Raw genomic sequence first — 23,943 nt, 5'->3', positions numbered from 1 at the left:
AGACTCAAATTGAAATTTACCAAAAACTCGGTGCTATTCGTTCAAATTCCAGTCATAATCCAAATGAGAAACTTTTGCACTTGATTTGATTTTGACTGTGCTGTATTTGTTCAAGAAATCGATCAGGCTACCATTTTTAGTAAAGTCACCTTTGAACCAGGAGAAAATTGATGAAATCTGAATAGCATCTGGGGTGATTTTATTCCTCGAAGAATCGTTTATAAATCCTTTGGCTACTTTATCCAATTGTGCATTTATTCTCTTTGCTTCGAAAGCTTCATTAAGCAAGGGCGGGCAGGAAACTGACGCACAATTGATAGCGAAATGAATTCTGGGCTCATTAAATTCCTTTCTCAAAATCGAATGTTCGATCTCGTCCAAACTGGATTCCTGGCCTCCAATCTCGAAAAACTTATAGTGCCATACATCTTTGATCAAAGGTATTTTCAATGCTGGACCAAGTTCTTTGATGCTTTCCACAGGGTAATTATCTACAATCAACTTTACGGTGAAAGCATTATAGGCATTGATCCAATACGCCAACTGCTCATCCTTTGACCAGGTCTTACGATCCGGAGCGTTTGTACTTAAGCTGTTCAGATAGGTTTCAAGTTTGGCTTTTTCCTTAATAAATCCTTTGTAATTGACCGTTCCGTTTTCATTTACATTTGCCTGAAGCAACTCATTCCAAGTTTTATGGCTCGGCGGTGTAGTCGCAGCCATTCCTGGAACTGAACTCTGACAGCTTAGGAGGATTATTGACAGGGAAAGGAAGAGATTTAATTTGAGATTTTTCATTGGGTTGTGTTTAGGATGATTTACGATCCTATGCAAAATAAAGATGTAGTGATAATTGAAATGGTCGCATGCAAGACCAATTTCAGGAATTAATAAACCTTTTCTCCCTTATTCAGCCAAATCCCCCAGGATTTGGAATAGGTATGAACTTGATGAGTTGGAGAGCCCTCGTGAAAAATAGGTTTATCTTCATTTGCCCATTGGATCAATCCTCCATAGAGATTAAAAACTTGTTTGAAACCTGCTTCTTTAAGCTTTTTACCTATTTCCTGAGATCGTGCTCCTACTGTACAATAGACTAAAACTGGCTTATTTTTATCCAAAGCAGCTACATTATTCATAGAAAAAGTATCGTATCCAACCCAGTTTGCACCTTTCAGATGACTAACAGCAAACTCTTCCTTTTCTCGAGTATCCAACACCTGAAACTTTGATAAGTCAGAAACCTGATCGGGTTTTAAAACTGGAAAATCAGAATCATAAATTGTAAAAAGTAAGCCTTTGTAAGCTACTGATTGGGCAGTTGCAATGGGTGAAATAGCCCAGGAGCTTACAAATAAAATTAGTGCAAGAAGGAAAGGGGTTAATATTGCTTTCATATTGCCTCAACTCCAAAAACCTGATTGCTGTTCATTTCAGGCATAAAAATCAGAAAGCTTCACTAGTCCGCTTTTATCCAGAATAATGATTTTCTTTCCTTTCAGGTCAATCAGCTTATCCTTTTTGAACTCAGATAGAAGGCGAATTACTGATTCTGTAGCTGTTCCAATTAGACTTGCCAATTCCTCCCGACTCAGCACCAAATTAATCTGCTGAGGTTCTGAACCATCCAGTCCATATGAGCTGGCAAGCTGCAACAGTAAATAAGCCAAACGCTCCCGGATACTCTTTTGCGAAGCATCTACCAGTTTTTCTTCCATCACTCCGATTTCTTGACTGAGTGCTTTTGTGAGTTTGGTGAAAAATGGTCCGCTGCTAATAATGGTTTTGAGGAAAGGCTCTTTAGGAATAAAGCAGATTTTTGCGTCCTCGATCACCATGGCTGAGTTGCTGTAATTTTCTTCACCAAGTAAAGCCGAGTATCCTAGAAGTCCACCTTTGTTTGTGAGGTGAATAATCTGCTCTTTCCCGTTGGATGCAGTTTTATAAACTTTTACGACTCCAGAATTTACACAAAAAACGCCCAAAGGTTTTGCTCCTTCGTAATAAAGCACCTGCCCTTTGCGATGTGAAATCATATTTTTGTTATCCGAAATATTGCAGGCCTGCTCTTCGGTAAGGTCGGAAAACATGGAGAATTTCCGGCTGGCACAAAGATCACAGGGATGAATGGAAGGATTCTTGGACATGATTAAATAAAATAATTCGGAAACTGCGAGGCTAATTCTAAGCGGTAAATTTACAAAAATGCATTTAAACTGGAGGTTCTGGGAAACTTTTCTCTTGAGTAAACTTCTCTGTAACTGAATTAAAACTCAGGCAAATATGCTGCAAACCATTACTAATGACTAGAAACGGCGTTTTTAATTCCTTATGATACATGCAGGCTTGCTCTATTGTTTTTTGGGTCAATTTCACCTTTGGAGCTTTACACTCAATTAGCAAATAAGGCTTGCCGTCTTTATCCCAAACGACGAGATCGGTTCGCTTCACCAGACTATTATAGATCAATCCTTTTTCTAAGGCCAAGAGACCTTTAGGAAATTTCAACTGCGTGATCAGGAAATTGATCCAATGCTGACGGACCCATTCTTCTGGAGTCAAAACTAAATGCTTTTTGCGCAGCGCATCAAATACCCACATCCTCCCGTCTTTCTCTTGAAGCTGGGGCTCAAAGTGTGGCAAATTGAGTTCGGGCAATTGAATATGATCCAGATTGGAATCCATGGATCAAAGATGCGGAAAATAGCTCAGTTGGAAAAAGGGGGATTAACTAACTATTGAAAATCTAAATAAGGAGAGATTTTATCTATCCATTCTTGCTTAAAAATTCTAATTTTCAAAAAATCCTCGGAAGACTGATAATCACCATGCTGCTTGCGGTAAGCCACTAAAACCTTGGCTTCTGCATAACTGAAATAAGGATGCTTACCCAGCTCGTCTACTTCCAATTGATTTATTCTAATCTTTCTAAAAATTCCTGGTGAAAAATCAAAATACTCCCAGATCGCTTCGATAGTTTCCGGCTTCAATCCATAAACTTCGGTGAGCTGACTCTTACTATGTAGACCACCTAAGCTTTCTCTAAACTTCACAATTCTGCTGGCTGTACTTTGACCAATACCAGGGACTATTTGTAGCGTAACAGAATCCGCTTCAGCAAAAGGAATACGATTAAGGTTGTCGAGTTGCTTGGTGTTCGACTTGGTGATGATTGTATCTTGGGGGTTGAAGACTGGATTAGGCGAGCCCACGAGAACTACTCCAGAAGCTTGTAAACTATCCAAAGTGGCCAAATATTGAATATGAAAATCTTCCGCATTGGCATTTCTGATTTCTTTGAGAACGCTTGTGGAAAGAACCAAGAATAACAAAACTGGAATAAGCAGGACAAAACCACGTGATTCTTTACTCGAAAATCCTAGGTAAATTTTGAGCCAATAAAAAAATCTAGCTTTCATAAGATGTGAAAAAAAATGATTGAAGTACCCAACTAAACATAAGGTACTAGTTTTAGATTAAGTAATCAATAGTCTTAATAAATTTGAAAAAAGAGGGTAGTCTTATTTAGATAGATTCCAAATTAATAGATCCTTACACAAAATGGGCACTTCCCGTGCGTATGTCTGTTAAATTTGTATTCCAAGCTTAATTATGATGCAAGTCAATTTTAGAGCACTAAGTTTATCCCACAAAAATGCCCCTGTTCAGATCAGAGAAATTATCTCTCTAGATGAAAAGGCTGTACACGGTATCTTACTGAAAATCAAAGACTTTTTTAACTTAACTGACACGCTTATACTTTCCACTTGTAACAGAACGGAAGTATATTACAGCCATGATCAAGACATCAGTACCGAGATCATCAAGCTTATTGGACTTGAAAAAGGACTGGTTGATATCGTTAATTATTTAGAATATTTTGAAATTCTAAATGATGATCGCGCTGCGATCCGTCATTTATTCCGCGTTTCGATGGGACTTGAAGCCCAAGTAGTGGGAGATATTCAGATCTCAAATCAGATCAAAAGAGCCTATCAGGCATCTGCGGATTTGGATATCACTGGACCATTCCTCCATCGTTTGATGCATACGGTCTTTTTCACCAATAAGCGCATTGTACAGGAAACGGCATTCAGAGATGGGGCAGCCTCTCTGTCCTACGCAGCAATTGAATTGATCGAAAGCTTGACTTCGAATACGTTTGAACCAAGAATTCTTTTGATTGGAGTCGGTGAAATAGGTGAAGATGTAGCCAAGAACATGGTGCATATTCCTACAGCTAAAGTAAAAATCACAAACAGAACCCAGTCAAAAGCAGAAATTATTGCTGCAGAAATGGGCTTTGAAGTAGTTCCTTTTGAAAATTGCCTAGAAGCGATGGAAGAAGCGGACGTAATCGTGAGCTCTATTCAGCGATCAGAGCCTTTTATCACAAAGGAGTTAGTGAACAAATTCGAGATCAACAGTTATAAATTACTTGTCGATCTATCCGTACCTAGAAGCATTGAAACTTCAGTTGAAGATGTTCCTGGAGTTGTACTATACAATGTAGATAACATCAGAAGTAAGGCTTCAGAGACACTGGAAAAAAGATTGGCGTCAGTTCCCCGTGTGGAAGAAATCATAGAAGAAAGCATCAAGGAGTTTTTTGACTGGAAAAAAGAAATGATCGCCTCTCCTACCATCAATAAACTGAAGCAATCCCTGGAGCAAATCCGTCAGGAGGAAATGGCGAGATTCACGAAGAATGCCGACTCAAAGGAGTATGCCGTGATTGATAAAATCACAAAAAGTATGATGCAGAAAATCCTGAAGGTTCCTGTGGTGCAACTTCGAGCTGCATGTCAACGTGATCAAGCCGAAGAAATGATTCAAATAATTTCTGACTTATTTGACTTGGAAAAAGTAAAATCAGAATAGAGTCTTAGCTACATTCACTCATTAATAAAAATGACCAAAGGATTGAATCAAACCTTTGGTCATTTTACCTTTAGCACCATTCCGAATAACCAATACCTAAATGAATAAAAATTTTACGCTACTCGTAAGTTTACTTTCCACATTTTTAATTTCTGTGGCAGCTCATTCTCAATCATGGGAGGTATATAATACCAATATTCAACTTCAGTCACACTTAATATATGATGAAATAGAGCTTCTAAGTGAAACGGTGAAAATTGGTAAAAAAGGGAACGAACTTTCTTTACTTTCAAATGACCTAAGACCAGCAGTTTCTTTAATCGGAACAGAAATTTATCAATATTTGGAGCCTTGGATTCTTGTCAAAGGACCAAAAGGAATCGGAGCATTTCATGAATATGGACAGCAGGTTTTACCATTAGAGTACGACAAAATCGCGACTTATTTCACTATGCTGCTGGCTAGCAAAGGGAATGAATATTGGTTGTTTGAACGAGGAAAAAACAAAACCACTTACCTCGGAGAATTAAATGAGGCCAAAATCACCAAAACAGGTTTGGTCATCGTCAGAAAAGGAAATGAGTACTCTATGCCATTTTCCAAGAATCCTGACAAAACCTATGAACTCCTAGCTGATAATGAAGGAGAATTTGTACTGGCAAAGGATTCTGGTTCTTATGGCTTGATCAATAGAGAAGGAGACTACGTGTTGGATCCAATCATTCAAACATTAGAACACACACATGGCAACTTCTTTTATGGATTTAATCAGGATCAGTATTTACTGATCGAAGGAAATGACATCAAGTCTAACATCCGATACAATTCATTCCACAAGATCACCTTCGAAAATGACATTTTGTTGGAATATATTCACGGCAAACTTCGTCGTGTGATGGAGGAAGGTGGGATTTTATTGGATGATGTAGGGATTACTTCTGTCGACAAAATCGGTAAGGATTTGTATAATGTTCATTTCAGAGATGAAAAGCTAGGTCTGCTTGGAAAAAAAGGATGGCTGGTAAAGCCTATGCTTGATGTTGAAGAGATTCATTTTGGAACTGAGGGACTTTTTCCAGCAAAATCTAAAGGAGCTTATGGATTTGTAAATTCTACAGGAACTTGGGTCATAAAACCTCAGTATGCAGAGACTACATTATTCTCGGAAAATATTGCAGCTTATAAGACAAGCTTAAACTGGGGACTGATCAATTCCTCTGGCGTGCTAATAGCTGATCCGACATGGGAAGAAATCAAGCCTTTTCAGAAAGGATTGGCCATCGCAAAAGCCAATAGTCAATATTACCTGTTAAACTCCTTTGGCTCACCCTTAAATACAGTTGGATTTGATGATGTATCCCGAACTACAGATGGTTATTTTTTGGTAGAAAAATCCGGAAAGACTGGTCTCCTGGATGTTAATGGAGAGATAATAATTCCAATAGAATTTGACGGATTACGAAGAGAAAGAAAGAATTTTATCATTGTTCAAAAAGACGGACTCACTGGAGTGATAAATGATGTAGGTGAAGTAATAATCCCTGTTGCCTATGAAAAAATCAAAGTTGACTGGACAAATAATCAGATTTTCACAAAGGATCGATATGTTCCTACAGTGATCCAAGTTTTGGAAGATCCAATCAAGAGAAATAAAAAAGGGGCCTAAGCCCCTTTCTTTATTTTTTCTCATTTTTACCTTTTCCAGAATCTTTCGATTCATCAGAATTTGCAATTGATTCTCGCATAGAAGTATCCGATTGGATATTTTCCATTTTGTAATAATCCATCACGCCAAGTCTGCCTGAGCGAAACGCCTCAGCCAAGGCTTTTGGAACTTCAGCTTCAGCTTCAACTACTTTAGCTCTCATTTCCACATTCTTGGCTTTCATCTCTTGTTCAAGTGCTACAGCCATCGCACGTCGCTCTTCAGCTCTTGCTTCGGCTACTTTTAGATCAGCAGAGGCTTGATCAATTTGAAGTTTCGCTCCGATGTTTGTTCCCACGTCTATATCAGCGATATCAATAGAAAGAATTTCAAAAGCCGTTCCTGCATCCAAACCTCTTTGAAGAACGAGTTTAGAGATTTTGTCAGGGTTCTCCAGTACACTTTTATGAGTAGCCGCAGAACCAATAGAAGTAACGATCCCCTCGCCTACTCTGGCAAGAATAGTCTCCTCACCTGCACCACCTACTAACTGCGCAATGTTTGCCCGAACAGTTACTCTGGCTTTTGCGATCAATTGGATACCATCAGCAGCCACAGCGGCCACATTAGGTGTGTTGATCACCTTTGGATTAACAGAGATCTGAACTGCTTCAAACACATCTCTACCTGCTAGATCAATTGCAGTTGCCTGCTTGAAAGTCAGGTTGATATTCGCTTTATCAGCTGAGATCAATGCTCTGATCACATTCGGGATATTACCTCCAGCCATATAGTGAGTCTCTAGATCATTTGTTGTCAATTGAAGACCTGCTTTTGTTGCTGTGATTAGAGAATTCACAATAATGCTAGGTGGCACCTTTCTGATTCTCATACCTATTAATTCCCCTATTCCGACTCTTACATTGGAAAACTGTGCAGTGATCCAGAGATTGACTGGAACAAAATACAGAAAGATGAAAAGTAAGACGATTCCCGCCACAGCAGCGACAAGAATAAACATTGAACTTGATGGGTCTAGTGCCTCCATATTATTATTTAACTAAAATTATATTGTTTTCGATTTTGATAATTGTGACCTCGGTCTCTACTGGAATAAAACCATTTTCCGACTTGACTTCATACACCACATCTTCAAAACTAGCTTTTCCTATTGGCTTAAGATCTGATGTGGTTTTACCGGGCATTCCTATTTGCAATCTATCTGTTCGTCCATCAAAAGCTCCTCCTGTTATCGCCGTCTTAAGTGAAAAGCGATTCCAAACACCTGAGCTAAATCCATATATGATGGCAGCGAGGTTTAAAATTACTGCTACAGCAGTAATCCACCAGGCGATTACAGGTTCAAAACTCAAGAAAGCATAGGCAACTCCAGCCAAACTAACCGCAAGTCCAAAAATCCCGACCACGGTAGTTCCGGGCACAAAAAGCACCTCCGCTAATAAAAGAATAAGGCCAATTAATAAAAGGCTTGATAAAACTACGATTGTCATTGACTAGGTGTGAAAGAATAGTTGTGTAAAATACAAGTTTCCTAGCTATCTCTTACGAATTAGTATAAAAAAAGCCCGGATAAAACCGGGCTCCCTGATTAGTAAGCTTTTGCAAAAAGAACCCGACCTTTGGAAGGTTTGCCTGAAAAGACACAGACTCCATCTTCTTCTTTCCTGTCCAAAGGAACACATCTTATTGTAGCTTTGGTGAGATCTTTTATTTTCTCTTCGGTCTCTGCTGTACCATCCCAATGAGCTGACAAAAATCCAGTTTTCTCTTCCAAAACAGATTTAAACTCATCCCATGAATTCACTTCAGTTGTCATTTCAGTTCTGAATTTGAAAGCTTTGGAGTAAATACTGGTCTGAATCTCTTCCAACATATCAGCAATTTTCTCTGCAATTGGCTGATTAGCCAATTCAAATTGCTCCTTGGTCAAGGTATCTCTTCTTGCTATTTCAATAGTTCCGTTTTCCAAATCTCTAGGGCCGATTGCAATTCTAAGCGGAACCCCTTTTAGTTCATGCTCCGCAAATTTGAACCCTGGCTTATGTGTATCACGATTATCGTATTTAACTGAAACGCCAACTTTGCGAAGCTCAGCCATTATTTCATTTGCCTTCTCGCTAATCGCATCAAACTCTTCGTCTTTTCTATAGATCGGGATAATTACGACTTGGATAGGAGCAAGTTTAGGAGGAAGTACCAGCCCATTATCATCGGAGTGAGCCATAATCAAAGCTCCCATCAGCCGTGTGCTTACTCCCCAAGAAGTACCCCAAACGTATTCAAGACCTCCTTCTTTAGTGGCAAACTTTACATCAAATGCTTTGGCGAAATTCTGTCCCAAATAGTGAGAAGTTCCAGCCTGAAGTGCTTTCCCGTCTTGCATCATTGCTTCGATACAAAGTGTATCGTCTGCTCCTGCAAATCGCTCACTTTCAGTTTTTCGCCCTTTTACAACCGGCAATGCCATAAAATCTTCGGCGAACTGAGCGTAAACATTCATCATCTGAAGCGTCTCTGCCTCTGCCTCTTTTTTAGTAGCATGAGCGGTATGTCCTTCTTGCCAAAGGAATTCAGTAGTTCTTAGAAATAACCTAGTTCTCATTTCCCAACGTACTACATTCGCCCATTGATTGACTAATAAAGGAAGATCACGGTAAGACTGAATCCAGCTTTTATACGTGCTCCATATGACGGTTTCAGAAGTTGGGCGTACGATTAGTTCCTCTTCCAATTTTGCTTCAGGATCTACTATTACTCCGCTTCCATCCTCCGCATTTTTTAATCTATAATGAGTAACTACAGCACATTCCTTCGCGAAGCCTTCTACGTGACTAGCTTCTTTACTCAAAAAAGATTTTGGAATAAAAAGAGGGAAATATGCATTGGAGTGACCTGTCTCTTTGAACATTCGATCAAGCTCAGCCTGCATTTTCTCCCAAATAGAATAGCCATACGGTTTTATTACCATACAGCCACGTACAGCTGAATTCTCTGCCAAATCGGCTTTTTTTACTAATTCATTATACCAAAGCGAATAATCCTCGCTTCTCTTAGGTAGTCCTTTACTCATTGTGGTTGGTTGAGATACAGATTATAGTTATTTTTGCTAACTTATGCGTGGCAAATATAAACCAAAAAGTATAACCCTTCACCTCTGAGTCCGTATAAGAAAGTAACAATTAAACTTCTACTATGAAGAATTCCGTAATACTAACAACATCTTTAATCTTAGGGTCACTTGCACTTGCTTCGTGTAGCACTAACAAATTAGCTACTACCGATAGCAGTGATAACTTGTATTTCATGGCATCTGATGCTAGAATAGCGACTGAATATGCTGTGCAAAATAATAACCCTGAGCAATTCCAAACTCTTTCTACCACTTCTACCGAAGCTATACCGCAAGAAAGCTTTAGCTCTAGGAACGTGAATCCTGATTATATCGCCAGATATCAATCCGAGGATGATTCTACAGAAGACGATGTGGTTTATTTTGACGAAGAAAGTAGCAGAGAGGAAGGAAATGCTGATATTAATGCCTACGACAATTACCGAGTTAATAATTCTGGTTCTAATTTTAATTCCAATTCAGCCTTCAATATGGGCTTGAACATGGGAATGGGTATGATGTACGGAATGAATCCTTGGGGAATGGGTGGTTTTTACAACCCATTTATGGGATTTGGTTTCAGACCAGGATTTAGTATGAATATTGGTTTCGGATTTGGATTCGGTAACCCTTTCATGAGACCAGGTTTTGGCTACGGAGGATTTTACGATCCATGGAGCCCATGGGGAATGCCTATGTACGGAATGGGCGGATTTGGTTACCCTATGTATGGATTCCCAATGTACCCAAGAAATCCTATTTATGTTCTCCCTGGAGGAGAATATGGAGATCGTAGAGTTGTAAGAGGAGCTAGAGGCACTCGAGGTTCATCCTTTGCCGCATCATCTAGAAACGCTGGAGTATCCAATGTTGCACTTCAGCCAAGCACTGCCAGAGCTCAAGCTAGAAGAGATGTATTGAATAATGGTTCGACAGGTAGACGTTCAATCTCAAATTCAGATAATTCCAGAGTTAGTTCCAGAGACTTCAGTTCTTCTCAAAATGATTATTACAATTCAAGTGCACGTGAAAGTAGCACTAGAAATGTAAGTTCTGCTGCAATGAATAGACCAGTTTCTAGAACTAGAAGCGCAATGCCATCAGCTAGACCAAGTGTTGGAAATATAAATTCTCGTTCAATCAATCCTAGTAGATCTGGATCAGTTAGATCTTCATATCCTAATTCATATACTAGGTCTTCCAGCCCTTCATATAACAGAAGTAATGTTCCATCTAGAACTTCTTCACCTTCTTATAATAGAAGCAACACAAGGACTGTCACACCAAGTAGGATGACGACTCCAACAAGGAGCAGCATGCCAACTATGAGTTCACCGAGTAGAAGTTCTGGTTCTACTGGTGGAGCTACACGAAGTACAGGAGGCGGAAGTTCAAGCCGAGGTGGTAGAGGAAATTAAACTCCCAAAATATATATTAAGGTTAAGGCAGTGATCACACTGCCTTATTTTTTTCCCGCCGTTTATCGCCTTACACGGAAATTTTTATGTTATTGAGTAATTTTGGAGAAAGAAAAAGAATATATAGTAACATTTTCATCTACTTATTACGTTTATCTCTTACACCCAAATCAAATCTAAATGAGAATATCCATTCTGGTTTTATCCTTTTGCCTAATTACATCTACTTTCGCTATTGCTCAAAGTGGATATTATGAAGATGCTTACAGATTTAGTCTAGTTAAACCCGCTGGTACAGCTAGAATAATGGGAGTTGGCGGAACTCAATGGTCACTTGGTGGTGACGTTTCCAATATTGCAGGTAATCCTGCAGGTCTTGGTTTTTTCAGAACGTCAGAAGGTAGTCTCTCCTTAGGTTACACAGACTGGGGAGTAGAAACAACTTACTTAGGTCAAAATAGAAATTATAATACGACAAATTTTTCCTTGCCGAATTTGAGTTTTGTTATAGCAAAACCTAAAAGCGAATTTGACAGAGGCGCATTCAAGGGAGGATCATTCGGAATAAGCATTCAAAGAATAGCTAATTTTAATACCGAGTACGGTTTTTTTTCTGACCAGCCAGGCAAAACATCTATTATTGACTTCTATCTTCAGGATGCTAATGGATTTCCTGAAAATCAAGTTGCTAATTTTGGGTTGACAGGAATGGCGTATAACACCTATCAAATAAATCCACGCTTGGACAATAATGGAAATGCGATCGTAGGAGAATATGAGCCAGTCAATGGTTTTATCGCACCGTTTCAAGATGAAAACATCACTCAAGAAGGGAGTTCTAGTCAAATCACCTTCGCTTATGGAGCCAATTTCAACTATAAGTTATTCATTGGCGGATCTGTAGGGATTAGAACATTAAATTTTAATTCTAGAAAGATCTATAATGAAGAATTTCCAGAAGGTCCTCTGTTTAACACCAACCTTCAAGAAAATCTTTTCATTAATGGCGGAGGCGTTAATATTAATTTAGGAGTCATTTATAAGCCAATCGACTATCTGAATTTAGGCTTCACCTTACAGTCACCAACCTGGTACGCTCTCAACGATGAGTACAGTGCGAGTATGTTAGCGAATTATGATAATTACACTTACGAGCCTGAGAATATTGTTCTTGGACGTGAAGAAGAGCTTACAGACTTATTTATCAGTTCATACAACCTTAGCACTCCATTTAAAATCGGAGGTGGGGCTACAGTTTTCTTAGGGAAAAATGGATTCATCTCGGCCGATGTTGATTGGGTAGATTATAGTGCAGCCAGGCTAAATTCAAGAGATTTTGACGAGGGCCCAGATAATTTAGAAATTCAAAACCTCTATACCAGCACAATCAACTTCAGATTCGGAGCAGAGTACAAAGCAAGTAATTTCAGGTTTAGAGGAGGTTATGGTTATTACGGTGATCCTATTCTAGGGTCAGATTATGATAGAAGTACCCAGCAGATTAGTGGAGGAATAGGGATGAAAATTAATAAATTGAACATTGATTTTGCTCTAGTAAATCAAAAGTTCAACACTCTTTATTCCAGCTATCAAGTCTTGGACGCTCAGGGGCGTAATATAGGCCCAACAACTGAAATCAAAAACAATCTCATAAATGGGGTACTTACCCTTGGACTTAGCTTTTAAGCAAGCGGATCAATTCTGAAACCAAAAGCTCAGCGGAGAAATCTTCACCGCTGAGCTTTATTATTGATTGACGATAGAAATAATCTCTCTCCACTAGCAAACTCTTTAACTTCAACGTGATTTCTCCTTGATCCAAACCGGAGAACATTGGTCTATTCTGAGCTTTGGCTAACCCTAGCCGCATAGATATTTCCTCTAGGGGAACATCCAGGTATACAGATACTGATTTCTCATTTATCAGATCCATGTTATCATTAAAACAAGGACAACCTCCACCGGATGCTAGAACATAGGACTCTTCTCTATTTAAAAAATTTCGTAAAACTTCAGTTTCCTGTTTCCTAAACTCTCCTTCTCCATACTTAGAGAAGATATCAGAAATACTCATGTGAGACCTTGCTTCTATCAAGGTATCCAAATCATAATAAGGGAATTGCAACACAGCAGCAAGTTGCTTCCCAAACGTACTTTTACCCGATCCTGGAAGTCCAACTAAAACTATTTTCAGGTCATTTCCCATTCTTACTTCATGAATAGATCTAACACATCACTGGCATCTGGGGTATTATTATGATGATATTTTGCCAACACTTCACCATCTTTTAATACCATAATACCTGGATTGGATCTAATCATCGTTTTTACCACAGTTGCATCAGCCTGCAATGAGAGCACATTCCACCCTCTTGATGAAGTAAGGTGCTTAATCTCTTCCTGAGATGCTGCTGCTACAAAAACTGGTTGCACGGGTGATCCTGAAAGTGACTGAACCAACTGATCAATTTCACCAAGATTAGCTTCGCTCATCTTTGCCATACTGCTTACAAGGATTAAAACTTTATTCCCAGTAAAGACTTCTTCAGAAAAATCTCCCTCATCATTCCAAACTGCAAAGTCAGAAATCTTAGGAAGTGCATCTGGGTTCTTCAAATTCATTTCAACAAATTCCAGGCTTTCATCCGAAGGATATTGGTCGAAAGTAAGCATCTCACCATCTTTTTTCATCACATATGAATATTCTAGCGTAGCTGAAGGCTGCATATTTTGAGGGATATTAACTCCCACTTTATAAGCTCTAAAGTCGATAAAAGGCAGATTTCTAACAGCTATTATTGCAAGTACAAAAGACAAAATCAAGGCAGACATGGTTATTACTTTTGCCCACCGAGGAGAGCTTTTTGGAAGGTCCGCCTGAAACAAAAATAGAATCGCTATCAGGACTAAAAGGATCAAATCTTTGTAAAAAGATTCCCATGGAGTCAATTTAATAGCATCTCCAAAACACCCACAATCTGTCACTTTATTAAAATATGCAGAATAAAATGTAAGGAAAGTGAAAAACAGAATCATCAATCCAAGTGCCCAAACAGTAAACTTACTTCGAACACCGAGTATCAACATGATGCCTAACACTACCTCCACTACAACTAGAAAAACCCCTAACTCCAAGGCAAAAGGCTTGAGGTAATAGAAAAAACCAGCGATGTCATTTGAGAACACATCAAAATACTCTTCCAGCTTAATGGAAGTTCCAACAGGATCATTGACTTTAATCAGTCCTGAAAAAATAAAAAGGCCTCCAACAATAAATCGAATGACCCACAAAAATCCTTGCTTAAACATGATAATTTAATTTAATCAAACAAAACACTGCATAATTGATCATATCCTGATAGTTAGCTTCAATACCTTCAGATACCAAGGTTTGGCCTTGATTATCTTCTATCTGTTTGGTACGAAGTAATTTCATTAAAATAATATCCGTAATCGAACTAATCCGCATATCGCGCCAAGCCTCACCGTAATCGTGATTCTTATTTTCCAAAAGACCCCGAGTTTCACTCACCCAATGGTCATAGGCAGGTTCTAATTCCTCGAAAGGAATTTCCATCCGCTCATCTTTTGAATAGCTAATTTGTAGCAAGGCAATCAGGCAATAATTAATAATTCCGACGAAATCATCTTCTATCGGATCATTTACCTTTTGATTTCCTTTTTCCTGAATCGAGCGAATTCTTTGAGCTTTAATGAAAATTTGATCTGTAATCGATGGTAAGCGAAAAATTCTCCAAGCCGTACCATAATCTATAGTCTTCTTACGAAATAGTTCTTTACAACTGCTGATAACTTCCTTATATTCGTTACTCGTTTGCGTCTCCAAAGTCTCTTAATTTAATGTTTCCTCTTCCGGGCAAGTCTTCTAAAATCGAAGATAAATCATTTCCCCAAAAAAACACCCTTCAAATAGATGGCCGGCTAATCTGTTGGGACCGACCTCAGCTAATGGGTATTGTCAATTTGACTCCAGATTCCTTTTTCGAAGGCAGCCGAGCAGAAAAATCTCTGGATAAAGTAGCTGAATTAGTCAGATCGCATATCACTTATGGCGCTAGTATTCTGGACCTTGGAGGCTACAGTTCGAGACCAGGTGCTGCGGAAGTAAGCATTCAGGAAGAACTTGATAGAGTGATTCCGGCTGTAAAATGGATTTCATCCAATTATCCTGATGTTTTAATTTCAGTTGATACTTTTCGCGCAAAAGTGGCGGAGGAGGCAATAAAATCAGGAGCTCATATCGTAAATGATATATCAGCTGGAGACTTAGATGAGGAAATGATTCCAACAGTAGCCAGTCTTCAAGTCCCATACATCGCAATGCATATGAGGGGGAATCCTCAAAACATGCATAAAAAAACAAGTTATTCAGATATTTTAGGGGAAATATTGTATTATTTCGCTGAAAAACTAGAACAATTCAAAAAGTTTGGCATCAAAGATGTAATAATTGATCCTGGGTTTGGATTCGCGAAGACTTTAGAGCAAAATTATTTCTTGCTGAGAAACCTACATCAATTTCAAGCGCTTTCATTGCCAGTATTGGTTGGTATTTCGAGAAAATCGATGATATCAAAAGCTTTAAATGTAGAAGCTAGTGAAGCACTGAATGGTACCACAGCTCTAAATATGTTTGCATTATGTCAAGGCGCAAACTTACTACGAGTACATGACGTTAAAGAAGCTAACGAAACATTAAAATTATATAACACTTTATACCCTTGATCTTACTTTTCAAAATAGGATTTTTAGACATCTCCATTGTCAATATCATCGATATTGCGCTGGTGGCAGCCCTATTATACCAAGTTTATAAACTGCTAAAGGGCAGCGTTGCAATTAAAATATTTCTAGGCTTCCTTTCCATCTATCTCATCTATCTACTGGTTAGAGCACTTCGAATGGAGTTGCTATCTGCCATACTAGGCCAGTTCATGGGAGTAGGTGTGATCGCTGCCATTATTATTTTCGCGCCGGAAATCAGAAAATTCTTACTTCTCATCGGCCGATCCTCCCTCCTATCAGATGACAATGTCTGGAAAGACATGTTATTTTTCTGGAGAAAAAAAGACAATTCACTATTCAATATCAGTCCGATCATAGATGCTTCCAAAACTCTTGCGGGTAGTAATACTGGTGCATTGATGGTCATCTCCAAAAGTACTGAATTGAAATTCTATGCAGAAAGCGGAGATATTCTTGATGCAGAGCTTTCAAAAAGATTACTTATTTCAATTTTTAATAAATACAGCCCACTTCATGATGGAGCTGTAATCATCCACAACGGTAAAATCAAAGCCGCTCGCTGCATTTTGCCTGTCACAGAGCGAGAAGTGCCTGCGCAATTTGGACTTCGTCATAGAGCTGCTATTGGGATGTCCGAGACAACAGATGCGATAGTATTAATTGTCTCAGAAGAAACAGGGCAACTATCGATGTCAAAAAACGGAAAGATCCTTCACAATATGTCATTTCAGGAAATCAGAGAGACGATCAATGATTACCTGAATAACTTGGATGTTGATTCCCGCTTCGAAGATATTGAAGAGTACGAGTTGAAAAAGCGCAGGAAACTTGCCATGACCAGTAAGTCGGCATCATAAAATAACAACAGGCGATCATTTGGCTTTTTTATCTCAAGAAATTGATTTTTGGAAAATACTTTGCTTTTAATCCCTTGTTGGTTCTATAAGTATTCAAGCAGACCATTAGGATTTCAATCAGGTATATGAAAAATATTACGCCAACTCTGATATGTAAATAATTATATACAATATCAGGACTCACGTCACCATTGCCAGAAAGTTTAAAATAACTAATTAACCAATGACAAAAGGTAGTCCATAAGTAATACACTAAAGCCCAAGTAAGTTGGAAATTCACCAAGCTTCGCCCTAATTCACTCACGCCAGCAATTTTATCCTTCCGACTCATCCAGAGTATTAGAGGCAAAACAACACCAAGAAGTGGTAAGACTATAAAAATCAAACCTGAAATATTCATCCCAAGTAAATAACCTTTATCTTCAGTTTGAGTCCAGTCAAGTACCTCATCAGGACTCAGACCGAAAATCTGGAAAAGACGTTTGACTGTATCCATCCTAGGAATTGCTTCTGAATTTTCCATTCGCTGGACTGTCCTCAAACTAACTCCTGCAGATTCCGCTAATTGATCCTGAGAGTATCCATTTTTTAACCGAAGTGCTTTCAATTTTACGCCAAGTGCTTTACTATCCATTTTCCTGTTCATTTTGTAGAATTCAAAAGTAGTTTTGTGGCACCACAATAATTGCGACTTGGTTACGTCATTCTTACGTCACTTACGTCATACACCCCAATTGATTCTGAATTACCTTTTGTAAAGACATTTTACCTCAAGGAAAAGAACTTTTGGGATTTGTTCGCTAAAAAACACAAGTTGGAATTTATTACCAAAAGGAAACTACAAACCAAGGCTATTATTGAATAAAAATTAGTTAATAGCTGGTTTATGGTTTAATGTTTGCTACGATCCTTTTTGACCAGCAAAATAAAAAAGTACTCTTCACCTATGAAAAAACTTCCTTTTATACAACTTGCCATAATTTTCATACTTATTTCGGCAGGTGCTCTAGCTACTCAGGGTTATATGCCTGAATTGAAAAAGCAATTAAAAGACACGTTTTCTACTTTAACCCATACACCAAAAACACGGGATTTAAATAAAGAAATTCTAGAGCCAATCACAGTGGAGTTACCACTTCCAAGAGTCATCCCTCCAATTCCAGAAGAGCTGATAACCAAAGAATATGATAAACATCTCTTCGCGGGTGAAAACAATGGCTTTGGGGCAATTGAAAATGAAAGCCACTTAAATAAACTCATCGAGGAGCAAGAATTAGTCCTTATAAATGAAGGACAAGGTTATGAGGTGATGAATCTAACCCATAGCCATCCATACATTACTCCTTACTCAAAAGTAGTACTGGAAGAGCTGGGGTTAGCTTTCCAAATATTAACTGATTCGAAGAGTTCAATGACTTTAACCTCAGTAACGAGGACACCTGAACAGCAAAAAAGCTTAAGAAGGAGAAATTCAAATGCAACTTCCGGAGAGAGCTCGCACTCCTATGGGGTCTCTTTTGACATTTCTTACATTCGATTCAATGGAAAGAAAAATTGGAACAGAAGTAAGCAGAAAAAGCTTGAAAAGATCCTGACTGAGTTTCAAGATGCAGGTAAAATTCTATTTATTAAGGAGAGAAAGCAGAGTTGCTATCACGTGACGGTGAGGTGATTTAAATCACCAATAGTCAAAAATCAACGTCAGTTTTCAAAATGGGATAAGCAGCTAGTTTCTTCTATCATATCATAAAAAAAGCCAGGAATCTAAATTAGAAGCCTGGCTTTTTGTTTTCACTCACTTTTAGCATAGAAAGTCAAAAAAACTACTTTATAACTCCCAATTCTTTTCCTACATCTGTGAAAGCAGCAATAGCCTGATCCAAATGTGCTTTATCATGACCTGCTGAGATCTGAACTCGGATTCTTGCCTGACCTTTTGGAACAACCGGATAATAGAATCCAATCACATAAATCCCTTTTTCAAGAACTTTCTCGGCCATTTTCTGAGATAACACCGCATCATACAACATGATCGGTACGATAGCATGCTCACCTGGCTTGATATCAAATCCTGCAGCAGTCATTTTCTCTCTGAAGTACTTGGTATTTTCCTCCAGTTTATCCCTCAACTCGGTAGTCTCAGAAAGCAAATCAAATACAGCGATGGATGCCCCTGTGATCGACGGTGCTAAGGTATTTGAAAACAAATATGGTCTGGAACGCTGACGAAGCAATTCTACAATCTCTTTTCTTCCAGATGTAAATCCTCCAGATGCTCCACCAAGTGCTTTTCCTAATGTCCCAGTGATGATATCTATTTTGCCCATGACGCCACAATGCTCATGAACACCACGGCCAGTTTTACCCATGAAGCCCGTCGAGTGACATTCATCCGTCATCACAAGAGCCTCATATTTTTCAGCTAATTCTACGATTTTATCCAATTGCGCAATCGTACCATCCATCGAAAATACTCCATCAGTCACAATTATCTTTTGCTTAGCTCCTTTAGAAATTGCGTCTTTTAGTTGAGTCTCCAAATCTGCCATATCGTTATGCTGATATCTGAATCGCATCGCCTTACAAAGCCGAACGCCGTCGATGATCGAAGCATGATTCAAAGCATCAGAGATAATCGCATCTTCAGGACCCAAAATCGGTTCAAACACGCCACCGTTTGCATCAAAAGCTGCTGCATAAAGAATTGTATCCTCGGTCCCTAAAAACTCCGAAATCTTCCTCTCCAGCTCCTTATGAATATCTTGTGTACCGCAAATAAAGCGGACTGAAGACAGACCAAAACCATGTGAATCAATTGCGGCTTTTGCTGCCTCAATTACTTTTGGATGCGAGGAAAGTCCCAAATAATTGTTTGCACAAAAATTCAATACTTTCTGCCCACCGGCAATAGTGATTTCTGCTGATTGCGGAGAAGTGATTACGCGCTCCTTTTTAAAGAGACCTGCCTCTTCTATTCCTTTTAATTCTTCTTGTAATTTGGGTCTGAACTGATCGAACATGATGGCTAGTTGATTTTATATTATTCAAAAACGTCTGATTCCTTTGTTCAAAAATCCTGCTCTGCAAGCAGTTTTTTCTTAGTTTTGCAGTCGCAAACCCAAATATAAACAAAAACCTAGAGCTCATCTTTAGGTAGATTTTGAAAGAAATATTAATGGAAAAAATCCTGGTAATAGGCGCCGCAGGGCAGTTGGGTTCAGAACTCACTCGTTCGTTGGCAGATCAGTTTGGTACAGAGCAGGTAATCGCTACAGATCTCAACGAAGCAGCAAAATCAAAATTTGACTTTTGCCGATTTCAAGTCCTCGATGTGATGGACAAAGAAGGTTTAAGAAACCTGGTCAAACACGAAAAAATCACTCAGATTTATCATTTGGCAGCTGTTCTTTCTGCTGTAGGAGAAAAAAAACCACTTTTCGCTTGGGAACTAAACATGGAAAGTTTGCTTCATGTCCTTGAGCTTGCCAGAGAATTCAACCTTAACAAAGTTTATTGGCCATCATCCATTGCGGTCTTTGGACCAAATACTCCAAAAATCAATACTCCTCAATACTGCGTCAAAGAGCCGAATACCATATATGGTATTTCAAAGCAGGCGGGCGAAAGATGGTGTGAATACTATTTCCAGAAATACAATGTGGACGTCAGAAGTCTGCGTTACCCTGGATTGATTGGGTATAAATCTCTTCCTGGTGGGGGTACTACAGATTATGCAGTTGATATTTATCACAAAGCTTTGGCTGGAGAAAAATTCGATTGCTTCCTACGCGAAGACAGTTCCCTTCCGATGATGTACATGCCGGATGCAATCAAAGCGACATTGGATCTAATGAATGCCCCACGGGAATCAGTAAAAATCCGATCTAGCTATAACCTGGCTGCGATGAATTTCACTCCTAAAGAGAGTTATGAAAGCATTCTAAAACATATTCCAGACTTCAAAATCGAATACAATCCTGATTTCAGACAGGCTATCGCAGATAGCTGGCCAGATAGCATTGACGATTCCTGTGCCAGGATAGATTGGGGTTGGCAACATGACTATGATCTAGACGCCATGACCAAGGATATTTTGGAAAATCTTCCAAACTTCAAATTTTAATATCACTACCCTGCTCCACAAAAGCAGGGTATTTTTTTGAGAGTTTTTTTTACCACAGAAGGCACAGAGGACTACACAGAGACCACAGCTAAATATTATTCGAGCATGGGCATCAGTGCTGGATCAACTCCCCTTATACTTTTAGATATAATTTGGAAAAGAGATTTTGAAAAAGGGGGTTCGGGGAATTTTAATGCTCTAATAATTTGTAGATCCTCGTTGGTTAGAAACAATCATAAATTCATGCTGCCAATTGATCCTACTTACCAAAATCAAAATTCCAGAATATTAACACACACTTATTCATATTTATCTTAATCATATAAGCGGTTTTCGAAGTAAGGCAGAATTCCTTACTTTTCAGGTTCAGAGAATTACCCATGAATAATCTTAAAATAGCTGGTTTTCTTACCCTTGCCTTAATCATTTCCATTGCTGGCTTTATGATTTTTGGTCAGGAAAAGGAAGTTGATTTTAGTACTCAAATCAAACCAATCCTGAATAAAAACTGTATTTCCTGTCATGGAGGAGTGAAAAAGAGCGGCGGTTTCTCCGTGCTTTTCGAAGAAGATGCTTTTGCAAATACTGAATCAGGACATCCCGCCATTATCCCAGGCGATCCGAATGGAAGTGAATTGATCAAGCGACTGACCGCTACAGATCCTGAAATGAGAATGCCTTATGAACGTTCTCCACTTTCTGATGAAGAGATAGATCTTTTGAAAACATGGATCAAACAAGGCGCAAAATGGGGAGAGCACTGGGCTTATGAGCCCGTTCAAGCTCCGGAAATTATTGACACAAAAACAACTGCTGGATTCACTGGTGAAAACACCCCAGTATCCACCAATACCATAGATTATTACGTAGGCAAAAAACTAGAAGAGCAAGAACTGGCATTTTCCAAAGAGGAGGATCCTCTTAAATTATTGCGCCGCGCTGCGCTGGACATCACAGGCCTACCTCCCACTTCCGATCTAGTTGAACAATTTTCATCTAAGAAAATAAGCTATGAGCAAGCTGTGGACCAGATGTTAGCATCTTCTACATTTGGAGAAAAATGGGCAACCTGGTGGTTGGACCTCGCCAGGTATGCAGATACCAAAGGTTACGAGCGGGATGTGTCCCGGACAATGTGGCCTTTTCGGGATTATGTCATTCGGGCGTTCAATGACGATAAACCTTTTGATGAGTTTACGATCGAGCAATTGGCTGGAGATTTACTTCCTAATCCCACAGAAGATCAATTGGCTGCCACGGCTTTTCACAGAAACACCATGAATAATGATGAGGGTGGTACGAATGATGAGGAATTTAGAGTTGCAGCTGTACTTGATCGAGTGGGTACAACCTATGAAGTATGGCAAAGTACTACCATGGCATGTGTTCAATGCCATAGTCATCCATATGATCCAATTCGTCATGAGGAGTTTTATCAATCCACGGCATTTTTTAATAACTCAAGAGACGAAGACACACACGATGAAGAGCCTAGACTTAGGTTCTATTCACCTGAGCAAAAAACTGAAATTGAATCTGTATTGGCTTGGGTAAAAGAAAATGAAGATGCTACTGCTGCCGCTGCCCGTAAAAACTTCCTGACTTTTCTTGAGCCAAAGTATCCATCTCACAATGCGGTTGACTTTAACAATGCTGAACTCATCGACACCAAATGGCTAGGCATTCAGGCAAATGGCTCTGCTTACCTCAGAAAAATAGACACACGCGGTTCTGACCAATTACTCATGCAATACGGATCAGGTCTAGATGGTAGCAAAATGACGATTCGAAATGGCGGACCAGAAGGAGAAGTGCTTGCAGAATTCCCAATCAATAAAACAGGTGGGGATATAGTTCGGGCAATCCCGTTTAAACCTACCGAAGGATTTGTAGACCTTTATTTAGAAGTCAGAAACTCAAGCGTGAAATCTCAGCAAAATGCCGCCAAATTCGTGTGGTTTGCTTTTGTCCCAACCTTACCTGGAGCTGATAAACCTGGCTTCAAGGATGTACAGAAGTCTTGGGAAACAGCATTGAACTTCAGAGGAACCAAGCTCCCAATAATGATTGAAAACCCTGCATACATGGCTCGCGAAACGCATGTATTTGAGCGGGGAAACTGGATGAGTTTGGGAGAAAAAGTAAATCCGGAAACACCAAAAAGCTTTAATGGTTGGAAACCTGAATGGCCAAATAACCGCCTTGGATTTGCGTATTGGCTCACTGATGAGGAGAATCCTTTGACTTCGAGAACTTTTGTAAATAGAGTTTGGGATCAACTTTTTGGTCGCGGAATTGTGAGTTCGCTAGAAGACATTGGAACACAATCTGATCCTCCTTCCCATCCTGAACTGCTTGATTACTTGGCATGGAAAACCATGAATGAATACGATTGGAGTATGAAAAGCTTGATTAGGGAAATTGTCACTTCAGCTACGTATAAACAATCCTCGGCAGTTTCTGCTGACCTCTACAAAAAAGACCCGCAAAACAGATGGTATGCCCGTGGTCCGAGATTCAGATTGAGCGCTGAGCAGGTTCGTGATCAGGCCTTAGCTGTTTCAGGTTTATTAAGTGACAAAATGTATGGCCCAGGAGTCAAGCCACATCAACCAGATGGTATTTGGCAAACAGTTTATAATGGAGAATCATGGAAAGAAAGTGAAGGAGAAGACGCGCACAGACGTGGTATTTACACGTTTTTGAAGCGGACTAGTCCTTACCCTTCTTTTATATCTTTTGATGCTGCGAGTAGAGAAGTATGTCTGAGCAGAAGAATAGTCACTAATACGCCTCTTCAGGCATTGGTGACACTAAATGACCCGGTGTATCTGGAAGCTGCTTATTACTTAGCCGAAGATATGATTAAACAAGACGGCGCAAAACCAGAGAAAGGAATTGCCTATGGCTATGAGAAACTAGTGTTGAATCCAATCTCAGATGTAAAGCTAAAAACGCTATCAACGCTGTATGATGAAGCTTTAGCTGAGTACAAAAGCAAACCTGAATCGCTGGAGGCTTTCTTTACTGTGAAAGACAAATCAACAAATCCTGAGCAAGCTGCGATGTCTGTGGTGGCAAATGCCCTATTGAATATGGATGAATTCTTAACCAAGCCTTAA

22 protein-coding genes are annotated in these 23,943 nt (G+C 39.3%); 9 read left to right on the top strand and 13 right to left on the bottom strand.

Annotation, left to right across the window (positions count from 1 at the left end; all coding sequences use genetic code 11):
• Positions 1–33: 33 nt before the first annotated feature.
• The 5 genes from ACPUEN_RS01815 to ACPUEN_RS01795 form a co-directional block, all read right to left on the bottom strand.
• Positions 34–798, bottom strand: coding sequence for a DUF547 domain-containing protein (locus tag ACPUEN_RS01815; RefSeq protein ID WP_425638129.1), 765 nt, complete (start codon positions 796–798; stop codon positions 34–36).
• Between the two features lie 89 nt (positions 799–887).
• Positions 888–1,397, bottom strand: a complete 510-nt coding sequence (locus tag ACPUEN_RS01810) for a rhodanese-like domain-containing protein (protein WP_425638128.1) — start codon at positions 1,395–1,397, stop codon at positions 888–890.
• 36 nt (positions 1,398–1,433) lie between these two features.
• On the bottom strand, positions 1,434–2,147 hold the full coding sequence (locus ACPUEN_RS01805; RefSeq protein ID WP_245947054.1) for a Crp/Fnr family transcriptional regulator: 714 nt from the start codon (positions 2,145–2,147) through the stop codon (positions 1,434–1,436).
• Between the two features lie 64 nt (positions 2,148–2,211).
• Positions 2,212–2,685 (bottom strand): type I restriction enzyme HsdR N-terminal domain-containing protein, encoded by a 474-nt coding sequence (locus ACPUEN_RS01800; protein ID WP_425638127.1) that lies wholly within the window; start codon positions 2,683–2,685, stop codon positions 2,212–2,214.
• A gap of 50 nt (positions 2,686–2,735) precedes the next feature.
• The gene (locus ACPUEN_RS01795; RefSeq protein WP_425638126.1) at positions 2,736–3,419 is read right to left on the bottom strand and encodes a ComEA family DNA-binding protein; all 684 of its coding nucleotides are present in this window, start codon (positions 3,417–3,419) and stop codon (positions 2,736–2,738) included.
• 196 nt (positions 3,420–3,615) lie between these two features.
• Here ACPUEN_RS01795 and hemA point away from each other — a divergent pair, with 196 nt between their 5' ends.
• Both hemA and ACPUEN_RS01785 read left to right on the top strand, forming a co-directional pair.
• The gene (hemA, locus tag ACPUEN_RS01790; RefSeq protein ID WP_111611977.1) at positions 3,616–4,881 is read left to right on the top strand and encodes a glutamyl-tRNA reductase; all 1,266 of its coding nucleotides are present in this window, start codon (positions 3,616–3,618) and stop codon (positions 4,879–4,881) included.
• Positions 4,882–4,981: 100 nt separating this feature from the next.
• Complete coding sequence (locus tag ACPUEN_RS01785; RefSeq protein WP_425638125.1) at positions 4,982–6,547, top strand: WG repeat-containing protein; 1,566 nt, start codon at positions 4,982–4,984, stop codon at positions 6,545–6,547.
• Positions 6,548–6,557: 10 nt separating this feature from the next.
• Here ACPUEN_RS01785 and floA read toward each other — a convergent pair whose 3' ends face one another.
• From floA to proS, 3 genes are all read right to left on the bottom strand, one after another.
• Positions 6,558–7,547 (bottom strand): flotillin-like protein FloA, encoded by a 990-nt coding sequence (gene floA, locus ACPUEN_RS01780; RefSeq protein ID WP_425638124.1) that lies wholly within the window; start codon positions 7,545–7,547, stop codon positions 6,558–6,560.
• A 31-nt stretch (positions 7,548–7,578) separates the two neighbouring features.
• Positions 7,579–8,037 (bottom strand): NfeD family protein, encoded by a 459-nt coding sequence (locus ACPUEN_RS01775; protein ID WP_425638123.1) that lies wholly within the window; start codon positions 8,035–8,037, stop codon positions 7,579–7,581.
• Positions 8,038–8,135: 98 nt separating this feature from the next.
• On the bottom strand, positions 8,136–9,617 hold the full coding sequence (gene proS / locus ACPUEN_RS01770) for a proline--tRNA ligase (protein WP_425638122.1): 1,482 nt from the start codon (positions 9,615–9,617) through the stop codon (positions 8,136–8,138).
• Between the two features lie 122 nt (positions 9,618–9,739).
• Between proS and ACPUEN_RS01765 the strand changes: the two genes are divergently transcribed.
• Both ACPUEN_RS01765 and ACPUEN_RS01760 read left to right on the top strand, forming a co-directional pair.
• Complete coding sequence (locus ACPUEN_RS01765; protein WP_425638121.1) at positions 9,740–11,074, top strand: hypothetical protein; 1,335 nt, start codon at positions 9,740–9,742, stop codon at positions 11,072–11,074.
• A 180-nt stretch (positions 11,075–11,254) separates the two neighbouring features.
• Positions 11,255–12,760, top strand: a complete 1,506-nt coding sequence (locus ACPUEN_RS01760; RefSeq protein WP_425638120.1) for an OmpP1/FadL family transporter — start codon at positions 11,255–11,257, stop codon at positions 12,758–12,760.
• Here the strand turns inward: ACPUEN_RS01760 and ACPUEN_RS01755 are convergent.
• Genes ACPUEN_RS01755 through ACPUEN_RS01745 form a run of 3 tightly spaced genes read right to left on the bottom strand, consistent with a single transcriptional unit; the run spans position 12,750 to position 14,921 of the window.
• Entirely contained in the window at positions 12,750–13,280 is a 531-nt protein-coding gene (locus ACPUEN_RS01755) for a shikimate kinase (RefSeq protein ID WP_425638119.1), read from the bottom strand. The two genes, ACPUEN_RS01760 and ACPUEN_RS01755, sit on opposite strands and share 11 nt — an antisense overlap.
• 2 nt (positions 13,281–13,282) lie before the next feature.
• Positions 13,283–14,383 carry a BT_3928 family protein gene (locus ACPUEN_RS01750; RefSeq protein ID WP_425638118.1) on the bottom strand — a complete coding sequence of 367 codons (1,101 nt, stop codon included), beginning with the start codon at positions 14,381–14,383 and terminating at the stop codon, positions 13,283–13,285.
• Positions 14,376–14,921 carry a DUF1599 domain-containing protein gene (locus ACPUEN_RS01745; RefSeq protein ID WP_425638117.1) on the bottom strand — a complete coding sequence of 182 codons (546 nt, stop codon included), beginning with the start codon at positions 14,919–14,921 and terminating at the stop codon, positions 14,376–14,378. Before ACPUEN_RS01745 ends, ACPUEN_RS01750 begins: the two co-directional genes overlap by 8 nt.
• Before the next feature lie 122 nt (positions 14,922–15,043).
• Between ACPUEN_RS01745 and folP the strand changes: the two genes are divergently transcribed.
• Both folP and cdaA read left to right on the top strand, forming a co-directional pair.
• Entirely contained in the window at positions 15,044–15,820 is a 777-nt protein-coding gene (gene folP / locus ACPUEN_RS01740) for a dihydropteroate synthase (RefSeq protein ID WP_425638116.1), read from the top strand.
• Positions 15,817–16,698 carry a diadenylate cyclase CdaA gene (cdaA, locus tag ACPUEN_RS01735; protein WP_111611988.1) on the top strand — a complete coding sequence of 294 codons (882 nt, stop codon included), beginning with the start codon at positions 15,817–15,819 and terminating at the stop codon, positions 16,696–16,698. Before folP ends, cdaA begins: the two co-directional genes overlap by 4 nt.
• A gap of 28 nt (positions 16,699–16,726) precedes the next feature.
• Here the strand turns inward: cdaA and ACPUEN_RS01730 are convergent, their stop codons facing one another.
• Complete coding sequence (locus ACPUEN_RS01730) at positions 16,727–17,332, bottom strand: DUF4870 domain-containing protein (protein ID WP_425638115.1); 606 nt, start codon at positions 17,330–17,332, stop codon at positions 16,727–16,729.
• Between the two features lie 312 nt (positions 17,333–17,644).
• Here ACPUEN_RS01730 and ACPUEN_RS01725 point away from each other — a divergent pair, with 312 nt between their 5' ends.
• Positions 17,645–18,370, top strand: coding sequence for a DUF5715 family protein (locus ACPUEN_RS01725; protein WP_425638114.1), 726 nt, complete (start codon positions 17,645–17,647; stop codon positions 18,368–18,370).
• Positions 18,371–18,521: 151 nt separating this feature from the next.
• Here the strand turns inward: ACPUEN_RS01725 and kbl are convergent, their stop codons facing one another.
• Positions 18,522–19,718: a glycine C-acetyltransferase gene (gene kbl / locus ACPUEN_RS01720; RefSeq protein ID WP_425638113.1), complete on the bottom strand. Its 1,197-nt coding sequence runs from the start codon at positions 19,716–19,718 to the stop codon at positions 18,522–18,524.
• Positions 19,719–19,873: 155 nt separating this feature from the next.
• On the opposite strand from kbl, the gene ACPUEN_RS01715 reads away from it, so the two are divergent.
• Both ACPUEN_RS01715 and ACPUEN_RS01710 read left to right on the top strand, forming a co-directional pair.
• Positions 19,874–20,821, top strand: a complete 948-nt coding sequence (locus tag ACPUEN_RS01715; RefSeq protein WP_425638112.1) for an NAD-dependent epimerase/dehydratase family protein — start codon at positions 19,874–19,876, stop codon at positions 20,819–20,821.
• 380 nt (positions 20,822–21,201) lie between these two features.
• Positions 21,202–23,943, top strand: a complete 2,742-nt coding sequence (locus ACPUEN_RS01710) for a DUF1553 domain-containing protein (RefSeq protein ID WP_425638111.1) — start codon at positions 21,202–21,204, stop codon at positions 23,941–23,943.

The organism is Algoriphagus yeomjeoni (assembly GCF_049821175.1).
Classification (GTDB): domain Bacteria; phylum Bacteroidota; class Bacteroidia; order Cytophagales; family Cyclobacteriaceae; genus Algoriphagus; species Algoriphagus yeomjeoni_A.
The sequence above is the reverse complement of the archived record's forward strand: the minus strand, read 5'-3'. Positions and strand labels throughout refer to the sequence as shown.

Excerpts from the sequence above, each read along its gene's own strand:
- ACPUEN_RS01715 (WP_425638112.1), top strand. The coding sequence starts at position 19,874 with ATGGAAAAAATCCTGGTAATAGGCGCCGCAGGGCAGTTGGGTTCAGAA.
- hemA (WP_111611977.1), top strand. The coding sequence starts at position 3,616 with ATGCAAGTCAATTTTAGAGCACTAAGTTTATCCCACAAAAATGCCCCT.
- ACPUEN_RS01765 (WP_425638121.1), top strand. The coding sequence starts at position 9,740 with ATGAAGAATTCCGTAATACTAACAACATCTTTAATCTTAGGGTCACTT.
- ACPUEN_RS01760 (WP_425638120.1), top strand. The coding sequence starts at position 11,255 with ATGAGAATATCCATTCTGGTTTTATCCTTTTGCCTAATTACATCTACT.
- ACPUEN_RS01755 (WP_425638119.1), bottom strand. The coding sequence starts at position 13,280 with ATGGGAAATGACCTGAAAATAGTTTTAGTTGGACTTCCAGGATCGGGT.
- floA (WP_425638124.1), bottom strand. The coding sequence starts at position 7,547 with ATGTTTATTCTTGTCGCTGCTGTGGCGGGAATCGTCTTACTTTTCATC.
- ACPUEN_RS01815 (WP_425638129.1), bottom strand. The coding sequence starts at position 798 with ATGAAAAATCTCAAATTAAATCTCTTCCTTTCCCTGTCAATAATCCTC.
- kbl (WP_425638113.1), bottom strand. The coding sequence starts at position 19,718 with ATGTTCGATCAGTTCAGACCCAAATTACAAGAAGAATTAAAAGGAATA.
- ACPUEN_RS01805 (WP_245947054.1), bottom strand. The coding sequence starts at position 2,147 with ATGTCCAAGAATCCTTCCATTCATCCCTGTGATCTTTGTGCCAGCCGG.
- folP (WP_425638116.1), top strand. The coding sequence starts at position 15,044 with ATGGGTATTGTCAATTTGACTCCAGATTCCTTTTTCGAAGGCAGCCGA.
- ACPUEN_RS01775 (WP_425638123.1), bottom strand. The coding sequence starts at position 8,037 with ATGACAATCGTAGTTTTATCAAGCCTTTTATTAATTGGCCTTATTCTT.
- ACPUEN_RS01800 (WP_425638127.1), bottom strand. The coding sequence starts at position 2,685 with ATGGATTCCAATCTGGATCATATTCAATTGCCCGAACTCAATTTGCCA.
- ACPUEN_RS01810 (WP_425638128.1), bottom strand. The coding sequence starts at position 1,397 with ATGAAAGCAATATTAACCCCTTTCCTTCTTGCACTAATTTTATTTGTA.
- ACPUEN_RS01725 (WP_425638114.1), top strand. The coding sequence starts at position 17,645 with ATGAAAAAACTTCCTTTTATACAACTTGCCATAATTTTCATACTTATT.
- proS (WP_425638122.1), bottom strand. The coding sequence starts at position 9,617 with ATGAGTAAAGGACTACCTAAGAGAAGCGAGGATTATTCGCTTTGGTAT.
- ACPUEN_RS01710 (WP_425638111.1), top strand. The coding sequence starts at position 21,202 with ATGAATAATCTTAAAATAGCTGGTTTTCTTACCCTTGCCTTAATCATT.
- ACPUEN_RS01730 (WP_425638115.1), bottom strand. The coding sequence starts at position 17,332 with ATGGATAGTAAAGCACTTGGCGTAAAATTGAAAGCACTTCGGTTAAAA.
- ACPUEN_RS01795 (WP_425638126.1), bottom strand. The coding sequence starts at position 3,419 with ATGAAAGCTAGATTTTTTTATTGGCTCAAAATTTACCTAGGATTTTCG.
- ACPUEN_RS01785 (WP_425638125.1), top strand. The coding sequence starts at position 4,982 with ATGAATAAAAATTTTACGCTACTCGTAAGTTTACTTTCCACATTTTTA.
- ACPUEN_RS01750 (WP_425638118.1), bottom strand. The coding sequence starts at position 14,383 with ATGTTTAAGCAAGGATTTTTGTGGGTCATTCGATTTATTGTTGGAGGC.